The organism is Methylobacterium carpenticola (assembly GCF_042748905.1).
Lineage (GTDB): Bacteria > Pseudomonadota > Alphaproteobacteria > Rhizobiales > Beijerinckiaceae > Methylobacterium > Methylobacterium carpenticola.
The window spans coordinates 5,442,933-5,462,237 of record NZ_JBHZEO010000001.1 but is presented as its reverse complement, the minus strand read 5'-3'; the positions used below and the strand labels follow the sequence as shown (position 1 = coordinate 5,462,237).

The 19,305-nt window shown below is 72.3% G+C and carries 18 protein-coding genes; 10 read left to right on the top strand and 8 right to left on the bottom strand.

Going from position 1 to position 19,305, the window contains the following annotated elements; translation table 11 throughout:
* Positions 1-48: 48 nt before the first annotated feature.
* From ACE101_RS25370 to ACE101_RS25360, 3 genes are all read right to left on the bottom strand, one after another.
* The gene (locus tag ACE101_RS25370; protein ID WP_379135651.1) at positions 49-888 is read right to left on the bottom strand and encodes a transglutaminase-like domain-containing protein; all 840 of its coding nucleotides are present in this window, start codon (positions 886-888) and stop codon (positions 49-51) included.
* A gap of 238 nt (positions 889-1,126) precedes the next feature.
* Positions 1,127-2,461, bottom strand: coding sequence for an Nramp family divalent metal transporter (locus tag ACE101_RS25365; RefSeq protein WP_379135648.1), 1,335 nt, complete (start codon positions 2,459-2,461; stop codon positions 1,127-1,129).
* A gap of 86 nt (positions 2,462-2,547) precedes the next feature.
* The gene (locus tag ACE101_RS25360) at positions 2,548-3,024 is read right to left on the bottom strand and encodes a nucleoside deaminase (RefSeq protein ID WP_379138926.1); all 477 of its coding nucleotides are present in this window, start codon (positions 3,022-3,024) and stop codon (positions 2,548-2,550) included.
* A 55-nt stretch (positions 3,025-3,079) separates the two neighbouring features.
* On the opposite strand from ACE101_RS25360, the gene ACE101_RS25355 reads away from it, so the two are divergent.
* Positions 3,080-4,855 (top strand): pseudouridine synthase, encoded by a 1,776-nt coding sequence (locus ACE101_RS25355; RefSeq protein WP_379138923.1) that lies wholly within the window; start codon positions 3,080-3,082, stop codon positions 4,853-4,855.
* A gap of 3 nt (positions 4,856-4,858) precedes the next feature.
* Complete coding sequence (gene rsmD / locus ACE101_RS25350; protein WP_379135645.1) at positions 4,859-5,416, top strand: 16S rRNA (guanine(966)-N(2))-methyltransferase RsmD; 558 nt, start codon at positions 4,859-4,861, stop codon at positions 5,414-5,416.
* 147 nt (positions 5,417-5,563) lie between these two features.
* Here the strand turns inward: rsmD and ACE101_RS25345 are convergent, their stop codons facing one another.
* Positions 5,564-6,403, bottom strand: coding sequence for a trypsin-like serine peptidase (locus ACE101_RS25345; protein ID WP_379135642.1), 840 nt, complete (start codon positions 6,401-6,403; stop codon positions 5,564-5,566).
* A 162-nt stretch (positions 6,404-6,565) separates the two neighbouring features.
* Positions 6,566-7,642 (bottom strand): malate/lactate/ureidoglycolate dehydrogenase, encoded by a 1,077-nt coding sequence (locus tag ACE101_RS25340; RefSeq protein WP_379135640.1) that lies wholly within the window; start codon positions 7,640-7,642, stop codon positions 6,566-6,568.
* A 236-nt stretch (positions 7,643-7,878) separates the two neighbouring features.
* Here ACE101_RS25340 and ACE101_RS25335 point away from each other — a divergent pair, with 236 nt between their 5' ends.
* The 7 genes from ACE101_RS25335 to ACE101_RS25305 all read left to right on the top strand — a co-directional run bounded on the left by ACE101_RS25335 (position 7,879) and on the right by ACE101_RS25305 (position 16,668).
* A complete protein-coding gene (locus tag ACE101_RS25335; RefSeq protein WP_379135637.1) occupies positions 7,879-9,042 on the top strand; it encodes an ABC transporter substrate-binding protein in 1,164 nt (387 codons plus the stop codon).
* Between the two features lie 63 nt (positions 9,043-9,105).
* On the top strand, positions 9,106-9,981 hold the full coding sequence (locus tag ACE101_RS25330) for a branched-chain amino acid ABC transporter permease (RefSeq protein ID WP_379135634.1): 876 nt from the start codon (positions 9,106-9,108) through the stop codon (positions 9,979-9,981).
* Complete coding sequence (locus ACE101_RS25325; protein ID WP_379135631.1) at positions 9,978-11,807, top strand: branched-chain amino acid ABC transporter ATP-binding protein/permease; 1,830 nt, start codon at positions 9,978-9,980, stop codon at positions 11,805-11,807. Before ACE101_RS25330 ends, ACE101_RS25325 begins: the two co-directional genes overlap by 4 nt.
* Before the next feature lie 11 nt (positions 11,808-11,818).
* A complete protein-coding gene (locus ACE101_RS25320) occupies positions 11,819-12,556 on the top strand; it encodes an ABC transporter ATP-binding protein (RefSeq protein ID WP_379135628.1) in 738 nt (245 codons plus the stop codon).
* Between the two features lie 168 nt (positions 12,557-12,724).
* Positions 12,725-14,281, top strand: a complete 1,557-nt coding sequence (locus tag ACE101_RS25315; protein WP_379135625.1) for a UxaA family hydrolase — start codon at positions 12,725-12,727, stop codon at positions 14,279-14,281.
* A 92-nt stretch (positions 14,282-14,373) separates the two neighbouring features.
* Entirely contained in the window at positions 14,374-15,675 is a 1,302-nt protein-coding gene (locus tag ACE101_RS25310; protein WP_379135622.1) for an MFS transporter, read from the top strand.
* 90 nt (positions 15,676-15,765) lie between these two features.
* Positions 15,766-16,668: a 3'-5' exonuclease gene (locus tag ACE101_RS25305; RefSeq protein WP_379135619.1), complete on the top strand. Its 903-nt coding sequence runs from the start codon at positions 15,766-15,768 to the stop codon at positions 16,666-16,668.
* A gap of 63 nt (positions 16,669-16,731) precedes the next feature.
* Here the strand turns inward: ACE101_RS25305 and ACE101_RS25300 are convergent, their stop codons facing one another.
* Together ACE101_RS25300 and ACE101_RS25295 are read right to left on the bottom strand one after the other, a co-directional pair.
* Positions 16,732-17,028: a GCG_CRPN prefix-to-repeats domain-containing protein gene (locus ACE101_RS25300; protein WP_379135616.1), complete on the bottom strand. Its 297-nt coding sequence runs from the start codon at positions 17,026-17,028 to the stop codon at positions 16,732-16,734.
* Positions 17,029-17,224: 196 nt separating this feature from the next.
* On the bottom strand, positions 17,225-17,725 hold the full coding sequence (locus ACE101_RS25295; RefSeq protein ID WP_379135614.1) for a Ros/MucR family transcriptional regulator: 501 nt from the start codon (positions 17,723-17,725) through the stop codon (positions 17,225-17,227).
* Between the two features lie 291 nt (positions 17,726-18,016).
* Between ACE101_RS25295 and ACE101_RS25290 the strand changes: the two genes are divergently transcribed.
* The gene (locus tag ACE101_RS25290; protein WP_379135611.1) at positions 18,017-18,835 is read left to right on the top strand and encodes a L,D-transpeptidase; all 819 of its coding nucleotides are present in this window, start codon (positions 18,017-18,019) and stop codon (positions 18,833-18,835) included.
* A gap of 41 nt (positions 18,836-18,876) precedes the next feature.
* Here ACE101_RS25290 and ACE101_RS25285 read toward each other — a convergent pair whose 3' ends face one another.
* Positions 18,877-19,068: a hypothetical protein gene (locus tag ACE101_RS25285; protein ID WP_379130373.1), complete on the bottom strand. Its 192-nt coding sequence runs from the start codon at positions 19,066-19,068 to the stop codon at positions 18,877-18,879.
* Between the last annotated feature and the right edge of the window lie 237 nt (positions 19,069-19,305).

Below are 19,305 nucleotides of genomic sequence, written 5' to 3'. Positions count from 1 at the left end.
GCCGCGCGGCCTGACGCGCTTTCCGGACGTGATCGTCCGGACGCCGGATCAGGCCGCCTGCTCCAGCCGGCGGTCCGCTCCCTCCGGCACCTCGTCCGTATGGACCTGGAACTCCGCGAGGCGCGCCTGCCCGAAGCTCGTGGTGAGCGCGACGTCGGTGGCGTCGCGCCCGCGGGCCATCACGATGCGGCCGATGCGCGGGCGGTTGTGGCGGGCGTCGAACGTGTACCAGCGCCCGCCGAGATAGGCCTCGAACCAGGCCGAGAAATCCATCGGATCGGGCACGGGCGGCACGCCGATATCGCCGAGATAGCCCGTGCAGTAGCGCGCCGGGATGTTCATGCAGCGGCAGAGCGCCACCGCCAGATGGGCGAAGTCCCGGCAGACGCCGCGGCGCTGCTGATACGCCTCGAAGGCGCTGCGGGTCGCGTCCGCCTGCATGTAGTCGAAGCGGATGTGGCCGTGGACGAAGTCCACGATGGCCTGCACGCGGGCCCAGCCCTCCGGCACCCGCCCGAATTGCTGCCACGCGAAGGCGGAGAGCTTGTCGGTGTCGCAGTAGCGGCTGCCCATCAGGAAGGGCAGCACCGCGTCCGGCAGCTCGGCCACGGGGATCTGGCGCGCCTCCGGCGCCTGCACGTCCGGCTGCCCGGAATCGCGCACGGTGAAATCCGCGCTCATGCGGATCCGCCCCGCCGGCGCGACGATCCGGGTGCAGAGATTGTCGAACGCGTCACGGTACTGCCGGGCCGGCACCGGCGGGTCGAAGCTGATCGTCTCGGGCGTCAGGACGTCGCGCGCGCGCGAGGGGTGGACGCTCAGCATCAGCACCATCGGCGTCGGCGCGAGCGTATCGAAGGCGATGGTGTAGCCTGTTCTGATCTTCATGGATTTGCTTGGGGCGCGGGAGATGTCGACACGAAAGTCGTCATAGCCGCAAATGTTCCCGCCGCGCCCGGGAAATCGCTCCGGATGATGCTCAAAGATCAGGCATGTCCCGGCCGATCCGGCGCGAGGAGCGTGCTCCCGCGGATCCGCAACGATGTCTGCCGGGATGCTGCGTCACGCCGCATCCGGCGATCGCGGCGTGGGCTGCGATCGCCGGATGCGGCCCGCCGGACCCGGATCAGAGTCCGAGGACCGTGTCGGCCAGGAGCTTGAGGTTGAGCACCACGATCAGCGCGGCGATGGCCCAGGCCAGGGCCTTGAGCCAGCCCGGGATGACGAGGGGCCCCATCTTCCCCGGATCGGAGACGAAGCGCACCAGCGGGATCACCGCGAAGGGGAGCTGCATCGACAGCACGACCTGACTCAGCACCAGGAGCTTGGCGGTGCCCTGGTCCCCGTAGAGGGCCGTCACCGCGACCACCGGCACGATGGCGATGGCGCGGGTGATGAGTCGGCGCAGCCAGGGGGCGAGGCGCAGGCGCAGGAAGCCCTCCATGACGATCTGCCCGGCAAGCGTCGCCGTGACCGTGGAGTTCAGTCCCGAGGCGAGCAGCGCCACCGCGAACAGCGTCGAGGCGATGCCGGCTCCCAGCAGCGGCGAGAGCAGCTCGTGGGCCTGCTCGATCTCCTCCACCTCCGTGCGCCCGGCCGCGTGGAAGACGCTCGCCGCCATGATCAGGATCGCGGCGTTCACGAACAGCGCCAGCATGAGGGCGATGGTCGAATCCGCCACCGCGAAGTGCAGGGCGCTCCGGCGCCCCTCCTCGGTGCGCGGATAGGCCCGCGTCTGCACGATGGCGGAGTGGAGATAGAGGTTGTGGGGCATCACGGTCGCCCCGAGGATGCCGATGGCGATGTAGAGGGCGGCCGGATCGGTGACGATGGTGGGGCTCGGCAGGAACCCCCCGAGCACCGCCCGCACCGGCGGCGCGGCGAGCGCGATCTGCGCGCCGAAGCACAGGAAGATGATCGTGAGGAGCGCGATCACGAAGGCTTCGAGGGCCCGGAAGCCCCGCTGCATCAAGAGCAGGATCAGGAGCGCGTCGAGCCCCGTCAGCACCACGCCCCAGAGCAGCGGCAGGCCGAAGAGCAGCTTCAGGGCGATGGCGGTGCCGATCACCTCGGCGAGGTCGCAGGCGATGATCGCCGCCTCGCAGGCGAGCCAGAGGGCGAGGCCCACCGGCCGGGAATAATGGTCGCGGCAGGCCTGGGCGAGGTCGCGGCCGGTGGCGATGCCGAGCCGGGCCGCGAGGGCCTGCAGCACGATCGCCATCAGGTTCGACACCAGGATGACGGCGAGCAGCGTGTAGCCGAAGCGGGCGCCCCCCGCGATGTCGGTGGCCCAGTTGCCCGGATCCATGTAGCCGACCGAGACCATGTAGCCCGGCCCCAGGAAGGCGAGCAGGCGCCGGGCCCAGGAGCCCGAATTCACCACCGCCACGCTGCCGTTCATGGCCCCGAGGCTCGGCTCCGTCCCGACCCTCCCGAACCGCCACGCCGATCCGTCCCGCATGGGCTTCCGCTCTCCTGCTGCGGCGCCATATATAGCCTTTGCTATAATCAATCGACAAGGCTGAATCGCGAGGCGGCGTTTCCGGTTCAGTCCCGCCGCGTGCGGAAGAACTCCCGCAGCAGCGCCGCCGCCTCGGTCTCGCGCAGGCCGCCATAGACCTCGGGGGCGTGGTGGCAGGTGGGTTGGGAGAAGAAGCGCGGGCCGTTCTCGACGGCACCGCCCTTCGGGTCGCCGGCGGCGAAGTAGAGCCGGCGGATCCGCGCGACGCTGATCGCCCCCGCGCACATGGCGCAGGGTTCGAGGGTGACGTAGAGGTCGCAGCCGGTCAGCCGCTCGTCGCCGACGGCCTCGCAGGCGGCGCGGATCGCCAGGATCTCCGCATGGGCCGTGGGGTCGCGCAGGGCCCGCGGGCGGTTGCCCGCGACCGCGAGCACGGTGCCGTCGCGCACCACCGCCGCCCCCACCGGCACCTCGCCCAGGGCCGCCGCCTCGCGGGCGGCCGCGAAGGCGAGCCCGAGCGGGTCGGGACGGGCCCGGACCTGCGGCTCTGACGATTCGCCCATCGATTCGCCCATGGCCCCGCTCGCCGAAAGGAATCCGCTCTGGTATCAGGCGCGCATGAGCGACAGCAACGACCACGAGCCCCGCGGGCCCAAGCGCCGCCGCGGGCCGGGCGAGCCTGACCCGGCGCAGGCGCCGGCTCCGGCCCCCGACGCCACCTCCTCCGAGCCCGAGCGCATCGCCAAGGTCATCGCCCGGGCGGGCATCGCCTCGCGGCGCGACGCCGAGGCGATGATCCTCGACGGGCGGGTGACCCTGAACGGCGAGACCCTGGCCTCGCCGGCGGTGAATGTCGGCCCCGACGACCGGATCACCGTCGACGGCGAGCCCCTGCCCGTCCGCGAGCGCACCCGGCTGTGGGTCTTCCACAAGCCCCGCGGCGTGGTGACCACGGCCCGCGACCCGGAGGGCCGCCAGACCGTGTTCGAGGTGCTGCCCGAGGATCTGCCGCGGGTGGTGGCGGTGGGCCGGCTCGACATCAACACCGAGGGGCTCCTGCTCCTCACCAACGACGGCGGCCTCGCCAAGGTCATCGCCCATCCGGAGACCGGCTGGCTGCGCCGCTACCGGGTGCGGGCCTACGGCGACATCGACCAAGCGCGGCTCGACCGGCTGCGCGGCGGCGTCACCATCGACGGGATGGAGTACGGCCCGGTCGAGGCCAGCCTCGACCGCCAGCAGGGCGACAACGTCTGGCTGACGCTCGGCCTGCGCGAGGGCAAGAACCGCGAGGTCAAGCGGATCCTGGAGCATCTCGGCCTCTCGGTGAACCGGCTGATCCGGCTCTCCTTCGGCCCGTTCCAGCTCGGAGACCTCGAGGTCGGACTGGTCGAGGAGGTGCGCACCAAGGTGCTGCGCGAGCAGCTCGGCACCGCGCTGGCCGAGCAGGCCGGCGTCGATTTCACGAGCCCGGTGCGCGAGCCGATCGCGCCGTTCGGCTCGCCGAAGGAGGCCCGGAAGGCGGCCGCCCCGGCGGGACGCGGCGAGGGGCGGCCGGACCGCGGCGAGCGCCCGTTTCGGGGGGACCGCCCCGACAGGGGCGACCGTCCATTCCGGGGCGACAGACCCGACAGGGGTGACCGTCCGCTGCGCGGCGAGCGCTTCGGCGGGCGCGATCCGGCCCGGCCGCAATTCGGCCGCGCGCCCGGTCCGGGCCCGCGGCCCGAGCGGAGCCGGCCGGAGGCCGGGGCACCGCGCCGGATGGTGTGGCGCGATGCCGAGGCCGAGGCGGCGAACGAGGCGCGGCCGCGGGTGCGGCGGCGCATCAGCGATCCCAAGGAGGCCCGGGCCGCGGCGGCCGAGCGCCCGCGCGAGCGGGTCGGCGCGATCGCGTCGGGCGAGCGCCGGGTGGTGGTCGAGCGGCTCAAGGCGGATCCCGCCGCCGAGCCGCCGAGCCGGCCGCGCGGAGAGGGCCGTTACCGGTCGGATGACCGGCACCGGTCGGATGACCGGCAGGAGCGGAGCGAGCGGCCCGCGCGGGCGGAGCGCGCCGAGTGGGCGCCCCGCACCGGCGAGGATCGTCCAGTGCGGCGTCCCCGCGCCGAGGGCGGGGCGCCGGAGCGGCGCGGCCCGAAGGCCGGGTTCGGCGGCGGCAAGCCGGGCTTCTCCAAGGATGGTCCCGGGGGCGGCCGAGGAGGCTTCTCCAAGGGCGGCGGCTTCTCCAAGGGTGGCTTCTCGAAGGGCGGCGGCCGGTCCGGTCCGGGCAAGCCGGCCGGCAAGGGCGGTCCCCGGCCGGGCGGCGCCCCGGGCGGGCGCGGCCGTTCGGGCCCGCCCGCGGGCGGCGGCCGTCCCGGCGGCCCGCCGCGCGGGGGACGCCCGTCCCGCGGGCACTGAGCCGTGCGGATCGTCGGCGGCACCCTGCGGGGCCGCGCCCTCGCGGGGCCCCGCAGCGACGCGATCCGGCCCACCTCGGACCGGCTGCGCGAGGCGCTCTTCAACGTGCTCGCCCACGCCTACGACGACCCGGTGGCGGGGACGCGGGTGCTCGACCTCTTCGCGGGGACGGGCGCGCTCGCCTGTGAGGCGCTGTCGCGGGGCGCGGCCTACGCGCTGATGGTGGACGAGGGCGCGGAGGCGCGGGGCGTGATCCGCGGCAACGTCGAGGCGCTCGGCCTCGGCGGCGTGACGCGGCTCTTCCGCCGCGACGCGACGCGGCTGGGGGCCGCCCCGCCGGGAGACCCCTTCGGCCTCGTCTTCTGCGACCCGCCCTACGGGCGCGACCTCGCCCCGAAGGCGCTGGAGGCCTGCCGGGCGGGCGGCTGGCTCGCGCCGGGCGCGCTCGCGGTGGTGGAGGAGGCCGCCAGCGCCTCCCTGGCGCTGCCGCCGGGCTTCTCGGAGCTGGAACGCCGGACCTACGGCGACACGCAGGTGGTGTTCGGCCGCTTCGAGGGGTGATACGGTTTCCGGAAGATCACTTTCGGAAACCGTATCACGAGCCCGCGCGGCGCCTGAGCGAGGCCGGTTTCCGCATCGCGAAGCGATCATCCGGAAACCGTATGAGAGCCCGGACGGACACCTCAGGCGGGCCCCGGGTCTGCCCCCTCACCGCTTCAGCATCGCCTCCAGCGCGGGCGCGAAGACGCTCGCGGCGACGCCGGTCCCGATGCTGCCGCGATAGGCGTTGACGACGCGCTCGGCCCCGATCACGGCCGTGTGGATCCCCACCACGACGGCGCCGCCATCGGGCTCCAGCAGCAGCACCGCAGCGCCCGATTCGCCGGAGCCGGAATCGCACAGGTCGGTGAGCTGCCCGCGGACGGGCGCGTCGATCCGGGCCGAGCAGCCGCGGTGGATCACCGGCAGGAACGGCCGGTCGAAGGCGTAGCCCGCCACCGCCACCACGGCGCCGGGCGTGCTCCCCGGCAGGTCCGCTCCCGGCAGCACCCGCCAGGGCACCGGCTTCAGGCCGGGCAGGTCGTCCTTCAGGGTGATGATCGCCCAGTCGCGCCGGATCATCTCCGGGGCCAGGGCGAGGGGGCCGGGCCGGGCCTCCCGGCGCAGGTCGATGTCGGGAGCGACGCGCAGGGCCTGCGCCACGGAGTGGCCGGTGGACCGGTCGCGGGCCAGGCCGGCGACGAAATGGACCTGATGCGGCTTCACCCACGCGTCCAGGCGATCGTCGAACAGGCAATGGGCCGCGGTGAGCACGAGCCGCGGGCCGACCAGCGTGCCGGTGCAGTGGCCGCGCTGGGCCGGCCCGGTGACCACGTTGACCCGCCCGATGGCCGTGAAGGGCCAGGCCGTGGGTTCGAGCGGCACCCGGCGGTCGGAGGCGGGCTGCGCCACAGCCGGCGGCGCCACGAGCGCCAGCCCCAAGGCCGACAGCCCCAGGCGGGCGACGCCGAGGAGCCGGACGGCCCGGCTCCGGATCGGAACGGTCACGACGGTCGCCTCCCGCGGGCATGGATGCGCGCCCGCGGGACAGGAGCGGAACGGCGTGAGGTCATTCTGCTCAGCGTCTCGCTTCCGCATCGGTGTCGCTGCCGAACCGGTCACCGCTTCGGCGAGCGATGCTTGAACCACCGGACCGTGACGGATCGAGGGTCAGCGCCGGTAGGCTTCCCCGTCGAGGGCGTGCGGGCGGCCGGCCTCGAGGAGCGTCGCCCAGACCGGGTCGGGCAGCGGCACCCCTTCGGCGAGGCGCTGCGCCCGGGTGCGCCGCTCGGGCTCGCCGGGCAGCAGCACCTCCCCGTCCGGGGAGGCCGGGCGCGCGCCCTTGAAGAAGTCGAGATAGGTGCGGGTCTCGGTGGCGACCGCGTTCGCGGAGCCGAAGGCCTCCGGCGTCATGTAGATCGACAGCATGCCGTTGCAGAAGCGCTTCGGCCCCGGCCCCGCGGTGCCCGATCCGGTGAGCGCCCCCGCGATGAGTTCGCACATCAGGGCGAGCCCCGAGCCCTTGTGCTCGCCGAAGGCCCGGATCGCCCCCTCGCCCCGCCGGCTGTCGCGCTCCGGGGTGCCCTCGATCGGGCCGAACAGGGTGCGCGGGTCGGCGCTGAGCCGCCCGTCGGGCTCGATCAGCACGCCCGCGGGGAGCGGCTTGCCCCCTTGCGAGGCCACCAGCACCTTGCCCTCGGCCACCGCCGAGGTGGCGAAGTCGAGGATGACCGGCTCGGCCCCCGCCACGGGGAAGCCCGCCGCGAAGGGCGCGGTCGAGAAGCGCCGGTCCACCGAGCCGAAGGGCGCCACGAGCAGGCTCCCCGCCACGTTGACGAAATGCACCGAGACGAGGCCGGCCGCCGCCGCCTGCTCGGCCCATTCGCCGATCCGCCCGAGATGGCCCGCGTGGCGCAGGGCCACGATGGCGACGCCGTTCGCCTTCGCCCGGGTGATGCCGAGTTCCGTCGCGAAGGGGCCGGCGGTCTGGCCGAAGCCGTAATGGGCGTCGACGAGCACGAAGGCGGGGCTGTCGGTCACCACCTCGGGCGCCTGGCCCGCCACCACCTCGCCCTCGCGCAGCCAGCCGACGTAGCGCGGCACCCGGATCACCCCGTGGCTGTCGTGGCCGGTGAGGTTCGCGGCGACGAGGTAGCGCCCGATCCGCTCCGCCTCCTCCGCCGAGCAGCCCTCCCCCACGAAGATGTCCCGCACGAAGGCCGTCAGGCCCGCGGCACCGATGAGCATGGGATCCTCCCGAGATTTTTCTTGGCGAATGGCGAATAGCGAATGGCGCGTGGGGATCCAACCCGCAACCGTGGCATCGCGGGGCGCCGCCGGCCCATCCTGGCGCATCCCCGCCCCCTCCGCCATTCGCCCCGACCACTATTCGCCAACCGGGGACTGGACATGGCAGCGCTGCCGGTGTCCTATTCCGCGCAACAACCGGGCCTCGACACCGGAACGATTGGGAGGACGACCTCATGAGGACGACGCGTCGCGTTTTCCTGGGCGGAGCCGCATGTGCGGTCATGAGCGGCGCAGGCCCCGGGCTGATCCGCTCGGCCTGCGCGCAGGGCGCGGGCTCCACCGTGCGCATCGGCATGGTGCTGCCGGTGACCGGCCCCGGCGCGGATGCGGGCCGCTTCGCCCTCAACGGCGCCAAGATCGCGCTCGAGGCGGTCAACAAGGCCGGCGGCGTCCTCGGCAAGCCCCTGGAGATCGTCACCGAGGACGACCAGACCACCAATCCGGGGGCGGTGCTCGCCTTCTCGAAGCTCGCCGCGCAGAGCGACCTCGTCGGGTTCCTGGGCTCGATCCGCTCGACCCAGAACCACGCCATGGCGCCCGACATCCTCAAGACCGGCAAGCCCGTCTGCTTCGGCGGCACCGATCCGGTGCTGACGCAGATGGGCAATCCCTGGATGTTCCGGTTCCGGCCGAACGACAGCTACTCCGCCCGGGTGATCGCGGATTTCGGCATCAGCAGCCTCACCAAGAAGAAATGGGCGGTGATCCACTCCACCGACGCCTTCGGGACGAGCGGCGCCAAGGCGCTGACCGAGGCTTTGGGGAAGGCCGGGGCGACGGTCGCCCTCGATCAGGGCTACACGAACCAGAGCCAGGATTTCACGCCCGTCGTGCTGGCGATCCGCCAGTCGGGAGCGGAGATCATCGGCTCCTACTTCACCTTCGAGAACGACCTCGGCATCTTCGCCCGGCAATTGCGCCAGCTCGGCGTAACCGTGCCCTGGGTCGGCTCGCCCTCGATCGTCAACGTGACGGCGCTCAAGCTCGCCGGCCCCTCGCTCTACGGCACCTACGGCGTCGCCGACTACGCGGAGGAATCGAGCGACGCCGCGCGGGCCTTCGGCAAGGCCTACCGGGCCGCCACCAAGATCGCCCCCGACAACCAGTCCTCGTGGACCTTCGACGCGGTCACGGTGCTGGCGCTCGCCATCAACAAGGCGGGCCGGACCGACCCCCAGGCGGTGCGCGAGGCGCTGCTCGCCGTGCGCGGCCATGCGGGCGCGGAGGGCACATACAACTTCGACAAGAACGGCGACGGCCTGCACGGCTACAACGTCGTGAAGAACGACAAGGGCGCGATCACCTTCGACAAGCGCATCGACTTCTACCAGGGCTGAGCGCCCGCCGCCGGCCCGCCCCCCGGGGCGGGCCCCCTCGCTCACCGGTCGCGGGCGGATCGCATGGACCTCCTCCTCCAGCTTCTCTTCACCGGCATCGGCATCGGCGCCGTCTACGCCCTCGTGGCGCTCGGCTTCGTGCTGATCTTCCGGGCCACCAACGTGGTGAACTTCGCCCAGGGCGAGTTCTCGATGGTGGCGGCCTTCCTGATGGTCGTCTTCGCGGTCGACCTGGAATGGCCGTACTGGCTGTCCTTCCTGCTCGCCATCGGCGGCATGGCGCTGCTCGGCGCCCTGTTCAACCTCGGCGTCTACTATCCGCTGCGCCACCGCAGCTACCTGCCGGTGATCATCTCGACCATCGGCGCCTCGATCTTTCTCGCCAACACCACGCTCGCCCTCTACGGGCCGCAGCCGCAGGTGCTCTCGCCGGTCTTCGAGACGCAGGGGATCCTGCTCGGGCCGGTCTTCCTCGACAGCCAGTACCTCCTGATCATCGCGGTGACGGCGGTGCTCGTCGCCTTCCAGTACTGGTTCTTCGAGCACACGCTGCTCGGCAAGAAGCTCCAGGCCACCTCCCAGGACAAGGAGATGGCCGCCCTCCTCGGCATCCCGGTCGCCGGGATGATCATGCTGACCTTCGTCTACAGCGCGGTGCTCGGGGGCATCGCCGGCATCCTGGTGGCGCCGGTGCTGTTCGTGTCGATCCAGATGGGGGCGACCATCGCACTCAAGGCCTTCGCCGCCACCATCATCGGCGGCTTCGGCGACGTGACCGGCGCGATCATCGGCGGGCTCGCCCTCGGCATCATCGAGACCTTCGGGGCCGCCTACGTGTCGGTGCCCTACAAGGACGCCTTCGCGTTCATCGTCCTCGTCGCCTTCCTGATCCTGCGGCCCCAGGGGCTGTTCGGCGAACGCATCGCGGAGAAGGCATGACCGGCTCTCCCCTTCCCCAGGCGGGCCTCGCCGCGCCCGTCCCCGCCGCCCGGCGGCTGCCGCTGGGCACCCTCGTCTACGCGCTGGCGGCGGCGGGCATCGTCGCGCTGGCCGTGACCACGCCGGTCAACGGCTACCTCCTCAACATCCTGATGCAGGCCGCGACCTACGCCATCGCGGTGATCGGCCTCACGGTGGTGCTGGGGCTGTGCGGGCAGATCAACCTCGCCCAGGCCGCCTTCTTCGGGCTCGGCGCCTACGCGGTCGGGCTCGGCACGGTCGATCTCGGGGCGAATTTCTGGCTCTGCCTCGCGGCCGGCCTCGCCGCCGCCCTGGTGGCGGGCGCCTTCCTCGGCGCCTCGACCTTGCGCCTCGGCGGCCACTACCTCGCCATGGTGACGATCAGCTTCCAGCAGATCCTCACCCTGGTGCTGGTGAACTGGATTCCCGTCACCCACGGGCCGGACGGGGTGCCGCGCATCCAGCGCCCCGCCCTGTTCACGGACGGGCAGGCCTATCTCGGCCTCTGCCTGACGGTGCTCGCGGTGGTCGCCTGGGTGGTCTGGCACATGCCGCGCACGCGGCTCGGCCGGGCCATGCGGGCGGTGCGCGACAACGAGCTCGCCGCGGGCGTCACCGGCATCGACGTCTACCGCACCAAGGTGCTGGCCTTCGCGATCGGGGCGCTGCTCGCCGGGCTCGGCGGCGGTCTCTTCGCGGGCGGCTTCGCCTATGTGAGCCCGGACCAGTTCTCCTTCGCGGAATCCATCGTCTTCCTGACGATGGCGCTCCTGGGCGGCGTCGGCTCCCCGGCGGGGGCGGTGATCGGCACCGGGCTCCTCATCCTCATCCCCGAGTGGCTGCGCTTCCTGAAGGAGATCCCGGGCCTCTACCTCGCCCTCTACGGCCTCGCGGTGATCCTGATCGTGGTGTTCATGCCGGAGGGCATCTGGGGCTTCCTCGGCGACCAGGTGAAGCGCCTGCGCCCGCGCCGCGCCTCCGCGGCACCCGCCTCCGATCTCGTCCTCACCCAGGGGCCGGCGAGCCCCGCCCCGGTGCTGGAGATCGAGGGCCTGTCCAAGCACTTCGGCGGCCTCAAGGCGGTGGACGAGGTCTCCTTCACGGTGACGCGCGGAGGCATCCACGCGCTGATCGGGCCGAACGGGTCGGGCAAGACCACGACCCTCAACGTGCTCTCGGGGCTGTACCGGCCGACCGCCGGCCGGGTGCGCCTCGACGGGCGGGACATCACCCACGCCCCGCCCCACGCGCGGGCGGCGGCCGGGCTCGGGCGGACCTTCCAGAACATCCGCCTGTTCCGCTCGATGAGCGCGCTCGAGAACGTCGTGATCGGGGCGGAGCGGCCGGGCAACCCGATCGAGGGCCACGACCGGGCCGCCCTCGAGGCGCGCGCCCGCTCGGCACTCGCCTTCGTGGGGCTGGAGGCGCGGGCGGACGAGCCGGTCTCGGCCTTCTCCTACGGCCACCAGCGGCTGATCGAGATCGCCCGGGCGCTCGCCGGCAATCCGGTGCTGCTCCTCCTCGACGAGCCGGCGGCGGGCCTCAACAGCACCGAGAAGGGGGCGCTCACCGCCCTGCTGCGCCGGGTCGCCGCCAAGGGCGTCACCATCCTGATCATCGACCACGACATGACGCTGGTGAGCGACGTGGCGAGCCACATCACGGTCCTGAACTTCGGCCGGCGCATCGCCGACGGCGTCACCGCGAGCGTGCTGCGCGAGCCCGCGGTCATCGAGGCCTATCTGGGTCAGGAGAGCGCCGACCAGCGCGACCCGGGCCTGCGCGCCGATCTCGCGCCGACCTGAGGGGGAATCCGATGGCACTCCTCGACATCCGCGACCTCACGGTGCGCTACGGCGAGATCGAGGCCGTCCGCGGCGTCTCGTTCTCGGTGGAGGCGGGCGAGGTCGTCACCCTGCTCGGCTCCAACGGCGCCGGCAAGTCGACCACCCTCAAGACCATCTCGGGGCTGGTGAAGCCCGCGGGCGGCGAGATCCTGTTCGAGGGCCAGTCGCTGCTCGGCCTCAAGCCCGAGGAGATCGTGCGCCGCGGCGTCGCCCACGTGCCGGAGGGCCGCCGGGTCTTCCCCGGCCTCACGGTGCGCGAGAACATCATGCTCGGCGCCTCGAACCGCACCGGGCTCCCGGCCCGGCGGATCCGGGAGGAGGCGGACGCCATGTTCGAGCTCTTCCCCGACATCCGCCGCTTCGCCGACGCGCTCGGCTGGACGCTCTCGGGCGGCCAGCTCCAGATGGTGGCGCTCGCCCGCGGGCTGATGGCCAAGCCCCGCATCCTGCTCCTCGACGAGCCCTCGCTGGGCCTCGCGCCGGTGATCGTGCAGGCGGTGTTCTCCATCATCGCCGAGGTGCGCCGCCGCGGCACCACCGTGCTCCTGGTGGAGCAGAATGCCCGCATGGGCCTCTCGGTGGCCGACCGCGGCTACGTGCTGGAGACGGGCCAGCTGGTGCTCAGCGGCGCGCCGGAGCAGCTCTGGGCCAACGACGACATCCGCGCGGCGTATCTGGGCGGGCGCGCGAAGGCGGCCGCCGGCTAGAGCAGCGCCCGATCAGGGTGCCATCGGGTGCTGCTCTGTGCGTATGATTTCACCGCATTGTCTGCGACGAACCGGCATCCGCTTCGTCGGACAACGCTCTCGCACCATCCCCATATCCCGGAGGCGGGACGCCCCGCGCTCGCCCCCGACGCGTCGAGGAGTCCCCCGATGTCCGCCGCAACCGCCCTGCCCCCGTCCTCGTCACCCCGCACCGTCCGGCTGAGCCCCGAGGACAACGTCGTCGTCGCGGTGGATGCCATTGCGCCGGGCGATCGCGTCGAGGGCGTGACGGCGGCGGTCCGGGTGCCGAAGGGCCACAAGCTCGCCACCGCCCCCATCCCGGACGGCGCCCCGATCCGCAAGTTCGGCCAGATCATCGGTTTCGCGAACCGCGCCATCGCGCCGGGCGAGTGGGTGCACGAGCACAATGTCGGCCTGGGGGAGGCCAAGGGCGACTTCGCCCGCGACTACCGCTTCGCCGAGGACGCCCGCGAGACCCCGATGGTTCCGGAAGCCGAGCGCGCCACCTTCCGGGGCTACCGCCGGGCCGGCGGGCGGGTCGGCACCCGCAACTACATCGGCGTGCTCACCTCGGTGAACTGCTCGGCCTCGGTGGCGCGCTTCATCGCCGAGGCCGTGCGCCGCTCCGGGTTCCTCGACGATTACCCGGAGATCGACGGCATCATCCCCCTCGTCCACGGCACCGGCTGCGGCTACGACATCCAGGGCGAGGGCAGCGAGATCCTCAAGCGCACCCAGTGGGGCTACGCGGCCAATCCCAACATGGGCGGCGTGATCATGGTGGGGCTCGGCTGCGAGGGATTCCAGATCGACCGCTGGAAGCGCGCCTACGGCATCACCGAGAGCGACACCTTCCGCAGCTTCACCATCCAGGAGACCGGCGGCACCCGCAAGAGCGTCGAGGCGGGCGTCGCGGCGATCCGCGAGATGCTGCCCGCGGTCGCATCGGTGCGCCGCGAGACCGTGCCGGCCTCCGAGCTCATGCTCGCGCTCCAGTGCGGCGGCTCGGACGGCTATTCGGGCATCACGGCGAACCCGGCGCTGGGCGCCGCCGTCGACCGGCTGGTGGCGGAGGGCGGCACCGCGATCCTGTCCGAGACGCCCGAGATCTACGGGGCCGAGCACCTGCTCACCCGCCGCGCCGCCACCCGCGAGATCGGCGAGAAGCTCGTCGGCATGATCCACTGGTGGGAGGCCTACACCGCCCGCAACGGCGGCGAGATGAACAACAACCCCTCCCCCGGCAACAAGGCCGGCGGCCTCACCACCATCCTGGAGAAATCCCTCGGAGCCACGGCCAAGGGCGGCACCACGCGGCTCGAGGGCGTCTATCGCTACGCCGAGCCCGTCACCGCCCGGGGCTTCGTCTACATGGACACGCCGGGCTTCGACCCCGTCTCGGCCACCGGCCAGGTGGCGGGCGGGGCCAACGTCCTGTGCTTCACCACCGGGCGCGGCTCGGCCTATGGCTGCAAACCCACACCCTCGATCAAGCTCGCCACCAATTCCGAGATCTATCGTCGCATGGAAGAGGACATGGACATCGATTGCGGCGACGTCCTCGACGGGGTGACGATCCGCCAGAAGGGCGACGAGATCTTCGCCAAGATCCTCGCGGTGGCCTCCGGCGAGCGCTCGAAATCCGAGGCGCTCGGCTACGGCGATGCCGAATTCGTGCCCTGGCAGATCGGCGCCGTGATGTAGGCGCGCGCGCCGAACCGGGTTATGGCGCGCGCCCAAGGCCCCGCGGGCCCCCGGACGGGGGCTCGCCGGAGGGGCCCGGGAGCGACGCGATCATGACACAGGATGCAGCCGGCGGGAGCGACATCGCCCGCCGTCCATGGAAGATGACGGTGCTGGCGAGCCTCGGCGGCGGGCTCGAATATTACGACTTCATCGTCTACGGCATCTTCGCGAAGGACATCGCCGCCGCCTTCTTCCCGGCGAGCGACCCGGTCGCGGCGCTCACCCTCTCGCTCGCGGTCTTCGCGGTCGGCTACCTCGCCCGGCCGCTCGGCGGCATGGTGCTCAGCCATTTCGGCGACCGCTACGGGCGCAAGACCGTGTTCGTGGTCACGGTCTTCACCATGTCGGCCTGCACGCTCGGCATGGGGCTCGTCCCGTCCTACGCCTCCTGGGGCGTCGCCGCGACGCTCCTCCTCGTCACCCTGCGCTTCGTGCAGGGCCTGTGCATCGGCGGGGAGCTGCCAGGCGCCATCACCTTCGTGGTCGAGACCGCGGGGCGGCGGCCCGGCCTCGCCTGCGGCATCGTGTTCTGCCTCGTGAACAGCGGCGTGCTGCTCGCCGCCCTCGTCAACCTCGCCCTGCAATCCTGGCCGCCGCCCGCCGCCATGGCCGAGTCCGGCTGGCGCATCGCCTTCGGGCTCGGCGGCGTGCTGGGGCTGGTGAGCTTCTGGCTGCGCCGCACCCTGGAGGAGACGCCGGAATTCCTGCGCCTGCGCCACGCCGCCGCCCGCAGCCCGGTCGGCGAGGTGCTGCGCCACCACCGCCGCGCGGTTCTCGCCGGCATCGGCATCGTCGCCCTCACGGCGGGCTTCAACGGGCTCCTGTTCGCGCACATGCCCGCCTATCTCGGGCAGGTGCTGCACTACGACCGGCAGACCATCGCGCTTGCCATGAACCTCGCCCTCCTGGCGATGTCGTCCTCGCTGCTCGCCGCCTCGTGGTTCGCCGACCGCGTGCCGCCCCGGCGGCTGATGCAGGCCTCGGCCCTGCTGCTCCTCGTCGGCGCGGTGCCGACTTACCAGCTCCTGGCGCGCGGCGACGCCAACCTGTTCCTCGTGCTGCCGCTCCTCACGGTCGCGGTGGCGGGCGCCAACGGCAGCTTCGCCTACCTGCTCGCCGGGCTGTTCCCGACCCGGGTGCGCTTCAGCGGCGTGGCCCTGTCGCTCAATGTCGGCTTCACCCTGCTCAGCGGCCTCGGGCCGCTCGCCGCGAACGCCCTCATCGGCGCCACCGGCTGGCCGGCCGCGCCCGGCCTCATCATCGCGGCCGTCGCCCTGGTCGGCCTCCTCACCGCGGCGCGGCTCGGCGACCGGCCGGACACGCTCAAGGCCGCCCTGCCGGCCGCCGGCTGAATCCGCGGTGGATCGTGCCCGGGCCGCCCTGGTGCGCCGGCTCGGGCGACGCTAAGCCGGATCATGCTGAAACGTCCGGTTGGGTGACGCGTGACGGACGCGCTCGACGACATAGCCGGGATCCTGGAACGGACCGGGGAGTACCGGGTGCTGCGCCGCCTCAAGGCCTTCGCGCCGGAGGCCCTCGCCCCCAAAGAGGTGCCCGAGGAGCCGACCTTTCTGGGCCTGGTCCTCGACACCGAGACCACCGGGCTCGATCCGGCCACCGACGAGGTGATCGAACTCGGCATCATCGCCTTCACGTACGGCCCGAGCGGCCGCATCTACCGGGTGCGGCACCGCCTCAACCAGCTCCAGCAGCCCTCGAAGCCGATCCCCGACGTGGTGACGCGGCTCACCGGCATCACCGACGCGGACGTGGCCGGCCAGCGCATCGACGATGCCGCCGTGGAGGCGCTGGCCGCCCAGGCGCGGGTCGTCATCGCCCACAACGCCCGCTTCGACCGGCGGATGTGCGAGGAGCGCTGGCCGGTCTTCGCCGGGCTGAACTGGGCCTGCTCCTGCCACCAGATCCCCTGGCGCGAGGAGGGCCACGAGGCGGCGCGGCTCGGCGGATTGCTCGCCGATCACGGGTATTTCCACAACGGCCACCGGGCGATCGACGATTGCGAGGCCCTGCTGTGGCTGCTCGCCCGGCCGCTCAGGACTTCGGGGCGCCTCGCCCTCGCGGCCCTGCTGGAGGCGGCCCGCCGGCCGACCGTGCGGCTCTGGGCCTCCGACGCGCCCTTCGCGCTGAAGGACCGGCTCAAGGACCGGAACTACCGCTGGTCCAGCCGGCGGCGCTGCTGGTACATCGACCTCGACGAGGCGCAACTCGAGATCGAGCGCTCGTTCCTGTCCCGGGAGATCTACGGCGGCGCCCTCCCCGGCCTGCCGGCGGATCGCTTCACCGCCCGCGACCGCTTCTCGACCCGGACCGACCCCGAGGCATGAAAAAACCCGGCGTCGCCGGACGCCGGGTGTCGTGAGCAGGATCGGGAGCGCGGCTCCCGGTTCTCAATAGCCGTAGTAGAACCGCCGCGGGCCGTAATACGGCCGCCGCCAGTACGGGCGCGGGCCGCCATAATAGGGCCGGGGCCCGTAATAGGGGCGCGGTCCGTAGAACGGGCGGCAATAGCCGAAGCGGTTGGGAGCGAAGCCCGGGCCGCAGCCGCCGAAGACCGGCGTCGCCGCCGGCTCGCCGGCCAGGGCGCCCGCCGCGCCGAGGCCGATCGGGGCGGCGCTCGCCGCCGAGGCCAGTCCGAGGCTGCCGGCCACGAGGGCGGCGATCCCGAGCACCTTGATGGGCATCATCTGAGCACTCTCCAGACAGGACCGGACGGCTGGGACCGCCCGGTCTCCGCCTAAGCAGAATTGCAGAGAGCAACTCTGCCCAGACCCTTGGTTTCGCATCATCGTCGCTGCCGAACCGAAGAGCGATCCGGCGAATGATGTCCAAGGCTAGGCGCCCGGTTCTGAATGCCCGATGAGCGCGGGTGTCCGCCTCCGTTCAGCCCTGCCCCTTGCGCGGCCGGCCCCGGCGCTGCGCCGCTTCGGGCTCGGTCACCACCGGATCGGGCGCCGCGCTGCGGGCCGCGCTGCGCACGCGCCGGCTCTGGCCGAGGCCGCTCGTCTTGGCGAGTTCGGAGCGCTGGGCCGCGTAGTTCGCCGCCACCATCGGGTAGTCCGGCGGCAGGCCCCATTTCTGGCGGTACTGATCCGGCGTCAGGCCCCGGCCGGCGAGGTGACGCTTGAGCGTCTTGTAAGGTTTGCCGTCCTCCAGCGAGATGATGTGGTCGGGCGTGACGGTCTTCTTGATCGGCACGGGCGGTGTGAGCTTCTCCGGCTCCGGTTCCGGCGGGGCGATGAGCTGGGTCAGAGATCCGTGCACGGACCCGATCAGCCCAGCCACTTCGGTGGCCGGCACCGAATTGTTCGACACGTAGGCCGAGACGATATCGGCGGTGAACTCGATCAGGTCGAGCTGGGAGGTTGCATCGTCGTTCATCATGTATCACCGATTTTTCTTGATGAACAACGATGTGCATGACTCTAGCCAAACGTCAACTTTATCATGCACAAGCCTCATCTCATCATAAGATAATGGTCTGCATCCCAAGACGATTGCGCACGATCGGCCACCGGCCCGCAGGCATGCGGTGGTCGCAGGACGGCGCCTATGCCGCCGCGCAGCTCGGCCTTGACGGCTCACCGGTCCGGTCTCATTTCGGTCGTCAAACCCTTGCAGACCCTTGAGGAAGGCGGCCCGACGGCCGTCCCCCGACAGCCCCGCGACGGATTCATGACCGACCCAACTCGCCGCATTCTGGTCGCGCGCGCCGCGACGGGCCTCGCCTCGGCGCTGCTCTCGACCGCGCTGGCCGGCGCCGCGCACGCCTGGCCGCTGCCGCGCAACCCCGCCCCGGAGCCCGAGCCGGACGGCGACTGGCCCTTCGGGGGCCGCCGGTCCGTCGAGCCCGAGCCGGATCCGTTCTGGGGCGGGCCGCGGCGGCCGGCCGCGCCGCCTCAGGAGCCCTCGGTGGCGGTGGATGACGGACCGATCGACTACGCCCGCGCCTACGCGGCGGTGAATTCCGAGCCCTTCCCGATCCCCGCCTTCCGCTGGCAGCGGGCGAACCCCGCCTTCCTGCGCCAGGACGTGGGCTATGGCGGGCGCTACGAGCCCGGCACGGTGGTGATCGACCCGCGGGCGCATCACCTCTACCTCGTCCAGCCGGGCGGGCGGGCGCGCCGCTACGGCGTCGGCGTCGGGCGCCAGGGCTTCGCGTGGTCGGGCATCGCGACGATCAATTCCAAGCAGGCCTGGCCCGACTGGTACCCGCCCAAGGAGATGATCGCCCGCCAGCCGGCGCTCGCCCGGCAGGTCAGCCAGCTCCAGAGCGGGCTCGGCGTTCCGGGCGGGCCGCGCAACCCGCTGGGCGCCCGCGCCATGTATCTCTGGCAGAACAACAAGGACACGCTCTACCGCATCCACGGCACCACCGAGCCGGAGAGCATCGGGCGCAGCGTCTCCTCGGGCTGCATCCGCATGATCAACCAGGACGTGATGGACCTCTACGCACGGGTCTCGGTGGGCGCCCAAGTCGTGGTGATCGGCTGATCGTGGTGATCGCCCGCCCCGCGAGCGGGGCGGGCAGACGCTCACGCGGAGCGCACGCCCTTCAGGACGCCGGCGACCAGCGCGCCGACGGCACCGGCGGCCGAGAGCAGGTTCGCGGCCGTCGACGGATCGTTGAGGAAGGCGGCGAGCGCGGGCTTGCCCGCCAAGCCCGCGCCCACCGCCGCGGCCGAGAGCAGGCCGGCCACCACGCCGGGCGTCAGGTACTTCGTCATCGTCTCTCTCCGGTCTGGAGCGCCGCGGATCCCGGCGGCGCGCGGGAGGTCGGGCCGGCGCCATCGCGGCCGGGGTTGAGCGCCCTCACCTCCGCCACCGAGGCGGGGCCGCCCGGATCAGCGGAATGGCGGACGTATCGCTCTCGTGCGCGGACGCTTAAGGGCGACGTCGCAGCGCGACGCCGGGCAGGGTCTCGGAATTGTGGAGGGGCGGATCAGCCGAGATCCGGCCGGGGA